The sequence below is a fragment of the Streptomyces anthophorae genome (assembly GCF_049310305.1).
Lineage (GTDB): Bacteria > Actinomycetota > Actinomycetes > Streptomycetales > Streptomycetaceae > Streptomyces.
Genome location: NZ_JBLWQQ010000001.1, coordinates 1729625 through 1741876, shown reverse-complemented (window position 1 = coordinate 1741876; position 12252 = coordinate 1729625). Strand labels below are relative to the sequence as shown.

Sequence of the window (12252 nt, the reverse complement as noted above, 5' to 3'; positions counted from 1 at the left end):
TCCGGCCGCACGCCGGAAGTGATTCACGACCACCGCCCCGAGTGCGGTATGGTTTCTCTGCGCGTGAGGCCAGGGGGAAACCCCAGGTCAACGGGCACCGGGACGTGGCGCAGCTTGGTAGCGCACTTGACTGGGGGTCAAGGGGTCGCAGGTTCAAATCCTGTCGTCCCGACAAGTTCGAACGATCGAACGTCGCAGGTGAAGGGCCGTTTTCGAACGGCCCTTTTTCTGTTGCTCCCATGCTCCCAGTGCCCCCTTGCCTGTTTGCTCCCACTCGGGCCGATGTGCACGCCCTATGGGCGGCCTTTTGGGTATGTGCTTGCGCTCTTCGTGCTGGTGGGGGCCGCCCCCAGTGGGAGTGGGGTCGGGAGCGGTGTCCCCTTGGCTGGAATCTGCGTTATGGGGGCATGCGAAATATTGACCCCAGTTCCGTTTTGGGGTGGGCGGTATGCGGCTTTTCGGTGGTAGCTGTTGTGGGCTGCATCGAGAGATCGAACGCGGGTGGGAGCGGTTCAGGGAGCTTTGCGCATGTTGAGCACCCTGAGGAAGGTGCTGCCGGTATCGCGTCCGCTCCTATTGCGGTTGCGGGTCTCAAGCGCCTGGATCCGATCGGCGGCGTCAGCCCTGTGGCCCGCGTCGTGAACACGATCCCCGAATCGGGGGAGTGCTGGGGTGCGTCCGCGTTCGCGCTTGCCACCAGTTCGTTGCCTCAGCGGTCTTCGTTGAGGTCATCACCGCAATACACAATGAGGGGGCCGATGGGCCTCTGCCTGGTGCCCGGCGAGCGCCGGGACCCTTCCCGCGTCCTCGAGATGTGCATTGCCGCGCTGTTGGCGGCCCATCCTCTCGCCAAGGTCCTGATCTCCACGCCGGGGGGGCCTGCAGGGCCGGCGTCCGCATCCTGGCCGAGGTCGGCGACGCCGGCGCGTTCCTCGCCGCGTTCGCCTCGCTCAGTAGCCCCGAATCGAGGACCTGTACGACAAGGCGCGCGGCGAGAACATCTTCGTGGGGCCCCGCGACGGCACTCCCTGCCAACCGCGACACGAACAAGCAGTCTGGCCACGCCCGCAGGCTTTGACCAGGCGGAAAGAGGTACCCGCTGGCTCGCGAGGTTGTGCGACCCGGGGCTGGCTCCTGCTCGAGCTGTTGGGTTGGGTACGCAGGCCGGATCCTCATCCGGGAAGATGTTCGGAAGGGCTGAGCTCCGTCCGGTTGGTTGCGGGGCAGCTAGCGGGCGTGCTTACCAGGGCAATGCCGCGGGGCGACGCTGCCACCACCAACGCGGTGGGGCGGCAGGTACCTTGCCGCCGGCTTGCTCCAGGTATGCCAGCAGCGAGCCGTCATCGGGCACGGTCATGGCCGTGAAGTGTTTGTCGAGCGGTTCGAGGACGCTGGCGATGAGTAGTTGTACGACGCTGGGGAGTTGGGGCAGCGCGGCGGCGAGCGTGTCGCGGGCTTCCAGGCGCGTTCGGTACAGGTCCGCCGGGTACCAGCCTGCTGGCTTCCAGTCGTCCCGCACCGTCTCGACGAGTTTCTCCCAGGCGGCGAGGCTGGTGTGCGCGAGCCACAGCGGGGTTCCGGCAGTCTCGTAGGCGACCGGGTCGGCTTCCCTGAGGTTCTTCCTGAGCTTGTCCTTGAGCGGTGACGGCGCGGCTGCCTGTGCATCCCACACCACCTCGGGGAGGCGGGTGACCGGAACGTGCGGCAGCTGTGCGACGGGTGCCTCCACGGCGTCGATCGTGTAGCCCTCGTCCTCCCCGTCCGCGGCGTCCTCGGGGTCCAGCAGGCGGGCGCGGGTAAGGGGGCCGTCCTGGGCCGCCAACTGGTAGGCGCTGGGGCGTGGCTCGTCGACGGAGAACAGTACGGTGGCCGGGGCTGTGCGGGCGAACGCGGCGGCCAACCCGTCCTCGGAGGGCTGTGGCTGGATCGACGGCTGCACGTAGATGTCCAGCGCCAGCGCAAGATCGCCTTCGAGGGAGCGCACGTCGCACAGGACGGGGGCTTCCCAGTTCCGCAGGTCGGCGTCGAAGTCTTCGCCCGCAACGTCCACGTCCTGGACCGATACGTCGAGTGCGTGGGCCAGGGCCCGGGCGATGGCCGGATGATCCAGGGGCTCCACGGTGAGGAGGTTGTACGTCACTGGTATGTCCCGTTGGAGATGGCGAGGGCCTTGTCGATGATGCTCGGGTTGTTCGTAAAGCGCGGGTTTCTGGTCAGCTGCGGTGCGGCACTTATGTCGCCCTTGGCCTTGGAAACCTCTCCACTTCGCGGTCGAACGGACCAGACAAGGACTGCGGGTCGCCAACCGGTTCACATGGGAGATGCGCACGCTCTACCCGACACAGTGGACGGTCGGGGTGCGCAGTGTCGAACTGCTGCGAGAACGGCTGGCGGTGGAGCTACCCGATGACGAGGCGGCCAACGTCGCGTTCCACCTGGTCAACGCCGACACCGGGACCAAGCATGGCGATCCGATGCGGGTCGTTCAGCTGCTGAACTCGGTGCTGCAGATCGTCACCCACACCACGTCGGCACGGTTCGACGGGGACGATCTGCACAAGGCCCGGTTCATCAGTCACTTGCAGTACTTCGCTGAACGGCTGTTCAGTGGGAAACTCCTGACCAGCGAGGACGATTTCCTCTATGGGCAGCTCGCGGGACGTTACCCGCGTGCGGTGGACGCGGCCGGCCGAGTCGCCGCGTTCGTTCGGCAGACCCACGGTGAGGAACTGCCGAACGAGGAGATCGCCTATCTGGCCCTGCACATCGCCCGGGTGGCACCAGAGTAGGGCGGCTTCCGGGGAACAAGTCGGGGCCAGAGGCGGACATACTGCTTCTGAGCGAGTCGGTCGTCGGTCACGTTCGCAGTGCCTGCTGTGCGTCGCGGACTCGGTCGTGCCCGTTCGCCGCCCGGCGGTTGCGCACGAGTATCGCGAGGCACAGCAGGCTGAGCACCGCGACACCGCACAGGTACAGGGTGATCGGCCAGGTTGCGTGGTTGATGCCGTACAGCGCGGTCGCCACCGTTGGCGCGATGCCGCCACCGAGGATCGCCCCGAGCTGGAAGCCGAGCGAACTGCCGCTGTAGCGCAGCCGGGCGGGGAACAATTCCGAGAAGAGGGCCGCCTGCGGGCCGAATGTGAATCCCAGCGCGACCGCCATCAGCACCAGCGAGACCAGTACATAGCCGGTCTCGGCTGTGTCGATCAGAGGGAAGAAGACGGCCGCGGCAGCCACCAGGCCCACCGACCCGCCGAGGAGGACGCGGCGCCTGCCCAGGTGGTCGGAGAGCGCGGCGGACCACGCGGTGGTGGCCAGCCACACGGCGGCGGCCGTCAGGACGAGGACCAGCATGAGGTCGCGTCCGATCCCGAGCACTGCCGTGCCGTACGAGAGCGTGTACGCCATGAAGATGTAGCCGAGCGCGTTGTTGCCGATGAAGGTGCCGCCGGCGAGGACGACGTCACGCCACTGGTGGCGCAGCACCTCGACGACGGGGAGCTTCGCGGGTCCCTCGGCCCGTGCATTGGTGAACTCGGCGCTCTCCTCGACGCCGAACCGGATCACCAGCCCGACCCCGACCAGTACGAGACTGGCGAGGAACGGGATGCGCCACCCCCAGTCGGCGAAGGCGTCCGTGCCCAGGGTGTGGGAGGTGGCGAGGAAGGCGAGGTTGGCGAGGATGAGGCCGCCGGGTGTGCCCATTTGCGGGAAGCTGCCGTAGAAGCCGCGCTTGCCGGGCGGTGCGTGCTCGACCGCCATGAGCACCGCTCCACCCCACTCCCCGCCCACGCCCAGGCCCTGGACGAAGCGGAGCAGGACGAGCAGCACAGGAGCCCAGACGCCGATGGTGGCGTACGTGGGCAGCAGACCGATGCCGGCCGTGGCCAGGCCCATGATGGTCAGAGAGAGGACCAGCATGGACTTGCGTCCGATACGGTCGCCGAAGTGCCCCATCACGACACCGCCGATGGGCCGGGCGACGAAACCGATGGAATACGTCGCGAACGAGGCGAGTGTGCCGGCGGTGGAGGAGAACTGCGGGAAGAACTGCGGGCCGAAGACGAGGGCCGCGGCTGTGCCGTAGATGAAGTAGTCGTACCATTCCACGGCCGTGCCGATGAAGCTGGCGGCTGCGGCACGGCGCAGGAATGGGTTGGATGGCGCTCGGGACATCGTGTGCGGCTCCTGGGTTGATGTCGGTCGAGGACGGGAGTTCGGCCGCAGGGACGGGGTGTGGTGTGCGGCGGGTCAAGGACGTGCCGTGAAGGTAGGGGCGCTGTACCTGCTTGGGCAGGGCATGGGTTCGATATGAGAGACACGTGCTCAGCACGTACTCCCTGGACGTGCAGAGCCAGCAGGTGCATGGGGCCGGTTAGCCGTGGATCGGCCTCGACCGTGACCTCGCCTTTCAGCTCCCGGAGCCGGTTGACGACGGCGAGTCGTAAGCTGCCGCCATCATGACAAACGAGGAGACCCCGGCCGCCCGCCCCTCCGTCCAGACTCTGGACCGAGGTCTGCGGGTGCTCGAGGTGATTGCGCTGTCGGACATACCGCTGCCCCTGGCCGAACTGAGCCAGCAGATGCGGCTGCACCGCTCGATCGTCTACCGGCTGTTGCGCACCCTGCAGGACCACCACCTGGTGGCGCACACCGCACGCGGGTACGTCCTCGGAACCCGCGCCCAGTCGCTGGGCCGCCGCACCCTGCCCATGCTCCAGCGGATCGCCAAACCGGAGATCGCCAAGCTCGCCGCACGCGTCGGGCTCACGTCGTTCTTCGTCGTCCGCGACGGCGAGGAGGCGGTCACGCTCGTCTCCGTCGAGGTGGAGAGCGTCCGCTCGCGCACCGTCTACAGCCCCGGCGACCGTCACCCGCTGGCCTTGGGCTCCCCGGGAATCGCCATGCTCGCTGCCGAGCCGCCATGCGCCAGCGAGCGCCCCGAGGTTGCCGCGGCCCGGAAGTGCGGGTACGCGACCACCCGCAACGAGGTCGTGTCCGGACTGGCCACCGTCTCGGCGCCCGTCGTGTCGGCTCCGGGACACGCGGTCGCCGCCGTGTCGATCGCCTTCGCCGTCGAGCGCCCCGGCCCGCCCCAGATCGAGGCCGTCCTCGACACGGCCCGTCTCATCACGGGACGACTGCGCACCGAGCTGTCGAGCGGAGCCGTGCTGCCCGGCGTGGACTGACCCGGGGGCCGTGCTGGGCCCACCGGGTTTCGCATAGCGAACTGGCGGGTGGTCCGCTGTCCGCGGGCTCCCTAACGTCCTGCGTGCCTGCAGGAAAGGGGAGCACTATGACCACGGCTGCGACGGCTACCACGGCCGCGAAAGCCCGAAGGGCCATCAAAGAAGCGACCGAAAGGGAAGGGACCGTCAAGGACCGGACATTCGATGTCCTGCGTCAGTACGGCCTCACCACCCTGTTCAGCAATCCCGGGTCCACCGAGGTCGGTTTCCTCGCCGATCTACCCGCCGACATCGAGTTCGTCCTCGGCCTGCACGAGGGCTCCGTCGTCGGCATGGCCACGGGGCACGCGCTGGCCAGCGGTCGCCCGGCGCTGGTCCTCCTGCACACCACCGCCGGGTACGGCAACGCGGTGAGCGCCCTGGCGACGGCGCGCGCCAACCGGGCCCCGCTGGTCGTGGTGGTGGGCCAGCAGGACCGCAGGCATCTGGCGCACGAGCCGTTCCTCGCGGGGCGGTTGGACGGGCTGGCGGGGCAGTACCCGGTGTGGCAGCACACCCCGGCACGCCCCCAGGACGTCCCCGGCGCCGTCGCCCGCGCCTGGCACGAGGCGCGGGAGGGGCGTGGCCCTGCGATGGTCGTCGTCCCGATGGACGACTGGCTTGCACCGGCCGACGAGGACGCGCCCTTGGCCGCCCCGGTCGCCGTACAGGGCGGCCGAAGGGCGTCCGACAGCGCGATCGAGGACCTGGCGGAGCTGCTGGGCAAGGCCGAGAAGCCCTGCCTGGTCGCCGGCGCGGGGAACGACTCGCCCGAGGGCTGGGCGGCACTCGTGCCCCTGGCCGAACGGCTCGGCTGCCCAGTGTTCCAGGAGGCGTTCGGGGCCCGCGCGGGCTTCCCCCAGGACCACCGGCTGTTCGCGGGGCACCTGCCGGCGGTCCGTTCCGGGCTGCGGAAGGTGCTGGCGCCGTACGACGCCGTGCTCGTCGTCGGAGCGGCGCCGTTTCGTCAATACCCCTATGCGCCGGGTGACTTCACCGAGCCGGGGACCCGGCTCGCCGTCATCACCGACGACCCCGAGGAGGCCCACCGCAGCCCCGCTGAATGCGTTCTGCTCGCTGAACCGGCCGACAGCGTACGGCGGTTGACCGCACTGCTGCCCGCCAGGACCGGATCCCCGCAGCCCGTGCGGCGGAACCCGCCTGCGCCGCCCGAAGAGGGTGAACCGCTGCGCGCCGCGCATGTCCTGGCCGCTCTGGCCGCACGGCTCGACCCACAGACGGTGGTCGTCGAGGAGACCCCGTCCAGCCGCCCCGACCTGCACGCCCTGCTGCCCGCCCGCGCACCGTTCGGCTTCCTCAGCGCGGCCATGGGCGGACTCGGCTTCGCGATGCCGGCCGCGGTCGGCGTCCGCCGGGCCGCGCCGGACCGCCCGGTCGTGGCCGTCCTGGGCGACGGCTCCTCCCTCTACTCCGTCCAGGCCCTGTGGAGTGCCGCCCACTACGGCGTCGGCGTGCTCTTCGTCGTCCTCGCCAATGGCCGTTACGCGATCATGGACCGCCTCGCCGAACGCGAGGGCGCCGCTGCCCCCGCGTGGCCCGCGTTTACCGAGCTGAGAGTATCGGCCCTCGCCCGCGGCCTGGGCTGCCCGGCCGAGCGGGTGGAGGATCACGCGGCGCTGCTGTCCGTCCTGGACAAGGTCATGCCGGGCCTTGCTGACCGGCAAGAGCCGCTCGTGTTGGAGGTCTCGGTCGAGGCCGACCCCGAATACCACTCCTGAACTCGCACCAGAAGGAGACACACTGTGAAGGACACACCCATGAAGGATGCACGCGTAAAGGTCGTCATCATCGGAGGGGCGGGCGGCATCGGCTCCTCAGCGGCCTTCAACCTGCTGTCGGCGCAGGGCACATACGAGATCGTCCTCGTCGACACCAGGCCGAACATGATCACCAGCCACGCCATGGACCTCGAGAACGCCCTCGCCCTCGGTGCCACGGCGGACGTCGTGCGCGGCGGCACCCCGGAGGACGCCCTCGACGCGGATGTCGTGGTCCTCAGCGCCGCCGTCCCGCTGCGGCTGAACTCCTCCCGGTCCGTCTTCCTCGCCGACAACGCGCGCATCGTCGCCGACTGCCTGCGCCCGCTGAGGGAGGCCGGTGCGGACTTCGGCGGTTCGGTACTGATGCTCACCAATCCCGTGGACCCGCTGCTGACGTGGGTGCACCGGCAGGGCTGGCTGCCCCGCCACCGGCTGATCGGCTACACCCTCAACGACAGCCTCCGGCTGCGCACCGGCATCTCCCTCGCCCTGGGGGTCCCCCCGAAGGACGTCGACGCGTGGATGCTCGGCGAGCACGGTGAGGGCCAGGTTCCGCTCTACAGTCGGGTCGCCGTCGGCGGCGAGGTGACCGTGCTGACGGAGGAACAGCGGAAGGCGGCCGAGGAGTACGCCGACACCTGGTACACCAAGCACGTCGCCCTCGACTCCGGCCGCACTTCCACCTGGACCACGGGTCTGGGAACGGCCCGCATGATCGAGGCGATGACCGCCGGGTCGGAAACGGTCCTGCCCGCCTCGGTCGTCCTGGACGGCGAGTATGGCGTGCACGGTGTGAGCCTCACCGTGCCGGTGGAGCTCGGTCCCGAGGGCGTGCGCCGCATCGTGCCGTGGGAACTGCCGCAGGACGAGCTGGACGGCATGGTGAAGGCGGCGGCGCGCGTGGAGGCGGCGGTCTCCGACATCGCGGAAGAACCCGTGGTCCAGCCCTCCTGACCCGCCCGCGGACGAACGGCGCCACCGCCGGCCGACCCCTGCCACCACCACGTACCACTGACGACGCTGCGCACCGAAGGAACCCCTCATGAACATTACCCGTGACCTGCTGATCGGGGGCAAGAACGTGCCCGCCGCGTCCGGACGGACCACCGGGGACATCAACCCGTACACCGGCGAGGTGTAGGCCATCGTGGCCGCTGCCGGGCCCGAGGACGTGACGCGCGCGGTCGACGCGGCGGACGCAGCCTTCGCGTCGTGGGCACAGCTCGCGCCCTTCGCCCGGCGGGCGATCTTCCTCAAGGCGGCCGACCTGCTGGACGCCAGGGGCGAGCAGGTCGCCGAAGCGATGGCGCAGGAGGTGGGCGGCACAAGGCCGTGGGCGTACTTCAACGTGTCGCTGGCGGCGAACATCCTGCGTGAGGCCGCAGCCACGATCACCGCCCCGCGCGGTGACGTGCTCAGCGCCCAGGAGGAGGGCGCTCTGGGGCTCGCGATTCGCGAACCCCTGGGCGTGGTGGCCGCGTTCGCTCCGTGGAACGCGCCGGTCATTCTCGGGGTGCGGGCGGTGGCGGCGCCGCTGGCCGCCGGTAACACCGTCGTCGTCAAGGCCAGCGAGGACGCGCCGATCGCGTGCGCCCTCCTCATAGCCGACGTCCTGCGTGAGGCCGGGCTGCCCGACGGGGTGCTGAACGTCGTCACCAACGACCGTGCGGACGCGGCGCGGATCGCGGAAGTGCTGATCGCCGACGAGCGGGTGAGGGCCGTCAACTTCACCGGCTCCACCGGCGTCGGGCGCGTTCGCCGAGGCCGACGATGGTGTTGCGGTCCTGCTGCACCACCCGCGAGGCCGCCGGATGGGCGGTCGCCACGGGCAGGTGCAGTCTGCGGGTGCCGTGCTCCAGGAATGCCATGGCGTTTAGGCGCTTGCCCGGCACGGTGTCCGGATGGACGAAGTCCGTGGCCACAATGCAGTCGGCCTGTGCGGTCGGGAAATCGTGCCAGGTCGGGCCGGTGCGGCGTGGGGCCGGGGCGAGGCCTGCGGCGTTGCGGACCTTCCAGGAGACAATGGGGTGCCCGAGCCGGGCGAGTTCTCCTTGGATTCTCCGGTGCCCCCACCGCGGGTTCTCGTGTGCCAGTTGCAGCACCAGGCGCCTGAGGGCGTCCTCGCCCGTACCTGGAGGCCCGGGAACGCAGGTGCCGGAAAGGGGCGGCCCATGGCGCCGCCTTCCGGCGAGGCCCGGGCCAGGTCGAGAGCCCCGGCGGGCCGGGGCTCTCGACGGGCTGCCGAAGAGGTCGTGGCGGGGCGTCAGTTGGCGCGGTCCGACCAGCCTTCCGGGAGGTCGCCGGGGGCGATGGAGACCACGTTCTCGTCGTTCTCGCCGACGTACTCGAAGAGTGTGATGTGCGCGAATTCCGGGACCTCGAAGATGGGGTAGGTCGGGCCGGCGTCCCGGTAGGCGCGCATCTCGTCGAGGTGGTCGTTCTGGAACAGCACGGTGCGCTCGCCGTGGTCCTTGATCCAGCGCGGGAAGAAGATGACGCCATGCAGCACGCGCTCGGCGGGGAGGACGTTGACGCTCACAGAGGTGCCGGTCGGCTCGGTCCAGGAGACCTTGTAGACAGCCTCGTTGAGGCGTACGAGGTCGACCTTCTGGTCCTTGACCCAGCGGCCGCCCACGTGGCCGGTGTGGATGCGGTAGTCGATGGTCGTGGCGTTCTTCACGTACATCTCGTACTGCCAGCCATTGGCGTACGTGTAGATGAAGCGGTGGCCGACGATCCCGGAGAGGTCCTGCGGCGGGACGGGGTTCTCGACGGTGGTGGGGCGGACGGGGGCCTCGGGGGTGGAGATTGCCATGGTGTTTCAGCTTCTTTCTGCGTGCTCGGGCGCCGGCGTCCGAGCCGCATGTCCAGGCCCGGCGTCCGGGCCTCTGGCCCTCGGCGCCACGACTCAAGTTTGCCACAAAACTGTTTTGACACAAAACCAAATGTGGGGGTGGGCGAGCCCGAGCGGACACAATGGCCCCATGCCCATGGACACCACCGACGCGGACCAGGCGGCCGCCACCGAACTCAGCCGACTCCTCGGCCCCCTAAGGCGCGCCGTACTGCGTGCCACCCGCAATGCCGCCGATCTGCCCGATCTGCCCGAGGCGCAGATCGAACTGCTCCGCGTGCTGGTCGATGCGCCGCTTCCCGCCCGCGAGGCCGCCGCCCGGCTACGTATCGCACCTTCCACCGTGAGCAACCTGGTCAAGGCCATGAGCGCGGCCGGACTCGTCGAGCGCCGATCCCGCCCGGGCGACGCCAGGACTGTCCTGCTCGCCGCCACCTCGACCGCCAACGACCTGCTCGACCGCTACGACCACGCCAGCGCCGGCGCGCTCGCCCGCGGGATCGGCAACCTCCCCCCAGGGGAGCGGTCCGCGATCCGCGCCGCTCTCCCCGCCCTCTCCCACCTCGCCGGCGAACTCAAGGACCACTGAGCCCGGCGCGTCGGCACACGGTCCGGGCCAGGGGGCCTTGGCGACCGAGAAGTGCGGGGTTTTCGTCGCCGACGACACGCTGTCCGATGGCCAGCTCCCCGTCCTGTGGGTGGCTTTTCGGGTGTGTGCTTGCGCTCTTCGCGCCGGTGGGGGCCGCTCCCACTGTTTCGGAGAGCGCCTGCTCCTCGTCGTCTCCGGCACGCGGCCGGGCCCGCACGAGTGCCCACACAAAGGCCGAATCATTGCAAGCCTCAAGTGTCAGCAGGTCCCATGACGAGAGTGTTCCGGCCAGGTCGGCCAGCGATCGCGGCCGGTCCGCCGCAGCGCCGTTGTGGCTGAACTGCCAGGTGCCCGCAGCGAAGGGTGCTGTCGCGGCCTCCGCATCGCAGTCCGCAATCGTGGCGTCGCGTACGGCAGCGAACAGCGCGCCGTTCCGCACGACCCGGGACAGGTCGGCGTTGACCGTGCCGTGTGGCTGGTGGCGGGGTGCCCAGGACTGGCGATACCGGCTGTGCGGTGGGGTCAAGAGAAGGCGGCCGAGCGCCTTCTTCGGGCCTACGTATGCCAGGTGACGGCACATCAGACAACCTCTGCCGAACGGGCGGTGCGGGACCCGGAGAAGATCTGGCGGCGAATCGGATAGTCCCAGTTACGGAACGTGCCCTGGCATGCGGCCGCGTCCGTGGCGAACGAGCCTCCGCGGAGCACCTTGTACTCGGGTCCGAAGAAGACCTCCGAGTGCTCCTGGTAGAGGAATGCCCGGAAACCGCGCAGGGGGCGAAGTCGCTCGATGTCCACTCCCAGACATCGCCGATCAACTGTCGTACGCCGAGGGGCGATTCACCGGCCGGGTAGCTGCCCGCGGGCGCCGGGCGCCGGGCGCCGGACGCAGATGCCGCTGGCCGAGGCTGGCATGTTCGGTGCCCGGGTCGGCGTCGCCTCATGGGTAGCGCAGGCTCGTCAAGCGGGACCTCGTCGGTGACACCAAAGCGGCGGCGCAGCCACTGCCTGCCGCCGTCGCGGCGCCAGAACGGCGGGGCTGTGAGGGAGTGCCGGCGGGCGTGTTCCCAGCCCTATGGCGTCCACCTATGCCGGGCCGGGGTCTTCGAGCATGTTCACGGCCTGGCGGGCGAGCAGGCGCTCCGCGTCGTCATAGCTCCAGCCGCAGTCGACGACAAGCGATCGCCATGCCGACAGCCCGAGGCAGAGCCACAGGCGGTCCGCCGCACCGTCCACGTCGAGACGGGGGGCCACCACACCGATGGCGACCAGGTGCTGCGCGACATCGCGCAGTGCTTCGCGGTACTGCCCGACGACGTACTCCCATACCTGGCGCGCTTTGTCGTCGCTGGCCATGGAGGAGTGGAGCAGGTCTATGGAGGCGGCAAAGCGTTCGGTGTTGTCGCGGATTCCGTGCGCAAGGCAGGTGACCGCGGAGGTGAGGTCCTTGCTTCGGAGGACCTCCTCGTGCAGCCCGGTGGTCTTCGAGTCCGCCACGTCCACGGCCAGAAGAGCGTGCAGGAGTTGAGTCTTGGTACCCACGCTCGCATAGAGCGTCTTGGTCGCGACACCGGCCGAGCGAGCGATGTGCCCCATCGTCACCTGCGCATAGCCATGCGTGGTGAAAAGGTCGCGCGCGGTCTCCAGGATGTCCTGTCGGGTCTGAGCCGCGCTCTGCTCGCGCCGTGCTGACCGGTACCTCCGAGTCCGTTCGGGCATGTCGGCAGCCTACCGGACGACAGAGTGGATAACTTCATTGCAGAGCATGTAACTTGAAATGGGGATCGGGCACACCGAAGC

The 12252-nt window shown here is 69.4% G+C and carries 10 protein-coding genes, 1 tRNA gene and 3 pseudogenes; 7 read left to right on the top strand and 7 right to left on the bottom strand.

Going from position 1 to position 12252, the window contains the following annotated elements; genetic code table 11:
- Window positions 1-98: 98 nt before the first annotated feature.
- A tRNA-Pro gene (locus ACNYS0_RS07880) sits at window positions 99-172 on the top strand.
- Between the two features lie 1068 nt (window positions 173-1240).
- Here ACNYS0_RS07880 and ACNYS0_RS07875 read toward each other — a convergent pair.
- Window positions 1241-2140, bottom strand: a complete 900-nt coding sequence (locus ACNYS0_RS07875) for a hypothetical protein (protein ID WP_422471944.1) — start codon at window positions 2138-2140, stop codon at window positions 1241-1243.
- Between the two features lie 82 nt (window positions 2141-2222).
- On the opposite strand from ACNYS0_RS07875, the gene ACNYS0_RS07870 reads away from it, so the two are divergent.
- Complete coding sequence (locus ACNYS0_RS07870; RefSeq protein WP_422471943.1) at window positions 2223-2789, top strand: BglG family transcription antiterminator; 567 nt, start codon at window positions 2223-2225, stop codon at window positions 2787-2789.
- A 67-nt stretch (window positions 2790-2856) separates the two neighbouring features.
- Here the strand turns inward: ACNYS0_RS07870 and ACNYS0_RS07865 are convergent, their stop codons facing one another.
- Complete coding sequence (locus ACNYS0_RS07865; RefSeq protein WP_422471942.1) at window positions 2857-4176, bottom strand: MFS transporter; 1320 nt, start codon at window positions 4174-4176, stop codon at window positions 2857-2859.
- 284 nt (window positions 4177-4460) lie between these two features.
- On the opposite strand from ACNYS0_RS07865, the gene ACNYS0_RS07860 reads away from it, so the two are divergent.
- From ACNYS0_RS07860 to ACNYS0_RS07845, 4 genes and pseudogenes are all read left to right on the top strand, one after another.
- Entirely contained in the window at window positions 4461-5189 is a 729-nt protein-coding gene (locus ACNYS0_RS07860; protein WP_422471941.1) for an IclR family transcriptional regulator, read from the top strand.
- A gap of 107 nt (window positions 5190-5296) precedes the next feature.
- Window positions 5297-6967, top strand: a complete 1671-nt coding sequence (locus ACNYS0_RS07855; protein ID WP_422471940.1) for a thiamine pyrophosphate-dependent enzyme — start codon at window positions 5297-5299, stop codon at window positions 6965-6967.
- A 39-nt stretch (window positions 6968-7006) separates the two neighbouring features.
- Complete coding sequence (locus ACNYS0_RS07850) at window positions 7007-7963, top strand: malate dehydrogenase (protein ID WP_422471939.1); 957 nt, start codon at window positions 7007-7009, stop codon at window positions 7961-7963.
- A gap of 88 nt (window positions 7964-8051) precedes the next feature.
- Window positions 8052-8765 (top strand): annotated as a pseudogene (locus ACNYS0_RS07845) (aldehyde dehydrogenase family protein); the annotation flags it as partial.
- Here ACNYS0_RS07845 and ACNYS0_RS07840 read toward each other — a convergent pair.
- Together ACNYS0_RS07840 and ACNYS0_RS07835 are read right to left on the bottom strand one after the other, a co-directional pair.
- The gene (locus tag ACNYS0_RS07840; RefSeq protein WP_422482921.1) at window positions 8737-9111 is read right to left on the bottom strand and encodes a hypothetical protein; all 375 of its coding nucleotides are present in this window, start codon (window positions 9109-9111) and stop codon (window positions 8737-8739) included. The pseudogene ACNYS0_RS07845 and the gene ACNYS0_RS07840 sit on opposite strands and share 29 nt — an antisense overlap.
- Window positions 9112-9272: 161 nt before the next feature.
- On the bottom strand, window positions 9273-9824 hold the full coding sequence (locus tag ACNYS0_RS07835; RefSeq protein WP_422471938.1) for a phenolic acid decarboxylase: 552 nt from the start codon (window positions 9822-9824) through the stop codon (window positions 9273-9275).
- Window positions 9825-9993: 169 nt separating this feature from the next.
- Between ACNYS0_RS07835 and ACNYS0_RS07830 the strand changes: the two genes are divergently transcribed.
- Window positions 9994-10452 carry a MarR family winged helix-turn-helix transcriptional regulator gene (locus tag ACNYS0_RS07830; protein WP_422471937.1) on the top strand — a complete coding sequence of 153 codons (459 nt, stop codon included), beginning with the start codon at window positions 9994-9996 and terminating at the stop codon, window positions 10450-10452.
- 160 nt (window positions 10453-10612) lie between these two features.
- On the opposite strand, the pseudogene ACNYS0_RS07825 reads toward ACNYS0_RS07830, so the two are convergent.
- The 3 genes and pseudogenes from ACNYS0_RS07825 to ACNYS0_RS07815 all read right to left on the bottom strand — a co-directional run.
- Window positions 10613-11032: pseudogene (locus ACNYS0_RS07825) on the bottom strand (class II glutamine amidotransferase domain-containing protein); the annotation flags it as partial.
- A pseudogene (locus ACNYS0_RS07820) lies at window positions 11032-11525 on the bottom strand (SUMF1/EgtB/PvdO family nonheme iron enzyme); the annotation flags it as partial. The pseudogenes ACNYS0_RS07820 and ACNYS0_RS07825, both read right to left, overlap by 1 nt.
- A 13-nt stretch (window positions 11526-11538) precedes the next feature.
- Entirely contained in the window at window positions 11539-12171 is a 633-nt protein-coding gene (locus ACNYS0_RS07815) for a TetR/AcrR family transcriptional regulator (RefSeq protein WP_422471936.1), read from the bottom strand.
- Between the last annotated feature and the right edge of the window lie 81 nt (window positions 12172-12252).

Excerpts from the sequence above, each read along its gene's own strand:
- ACNYS0_RS07865 (WP_422471942.1), bottom strand. The coding sequence starts at position 4,176 with ATGTCCCGAGCGCCATCCAACCCATTCCTGCGCCGTGCCGCAGCCGCC.
- ACNYS0_RS07860 (WP_422471941.1), top strand. The coding sequence starts at position 4,461 with ATGACAAACGAGGAGACCCCGGCCGCCCGCCCCTCCGTCCAGACTCTG.
- ACNYS0_RS07855 (WP_422471940.1), top strand. The coding sequence starts at position 5,297 with ATGACCACGGCTGCGACGGCTACCACGGCCGCGAAAGCCCGAAGGGCC.
- ACNYS0_RS07850 (WP_422471939.1), top strand. The coding sequence starts at position 7,007 with ATGAAGGATGCACGCGTAAAGGTCGTCATCATCGGAGGGGCGGGCGGC.
- ACNYS0_RS07835 (WP_422471938.1), bottom strand. The coding sequence starts at position 9,824 with ATGGCAATCTCCACCCCCGAGGCCCCCGTCCGCCCCACCACCGTCGAG.
- ACNYS0_RS07830 (WP_422471937.1), top strand. The coding sequence starts at position 9,994 with ATGCCCATGGACACCACCGACGCGGACCAGGCGGCCGCCACCGAACTC.
- ACNYS0_RS07815 (WP_422471936.1), bottom strand. The coding sequence starts at position 12,171 with ATGCCCGAACGGACTCGGAGGTACCGGTCAGCACGGCGCGAGCAGAGC.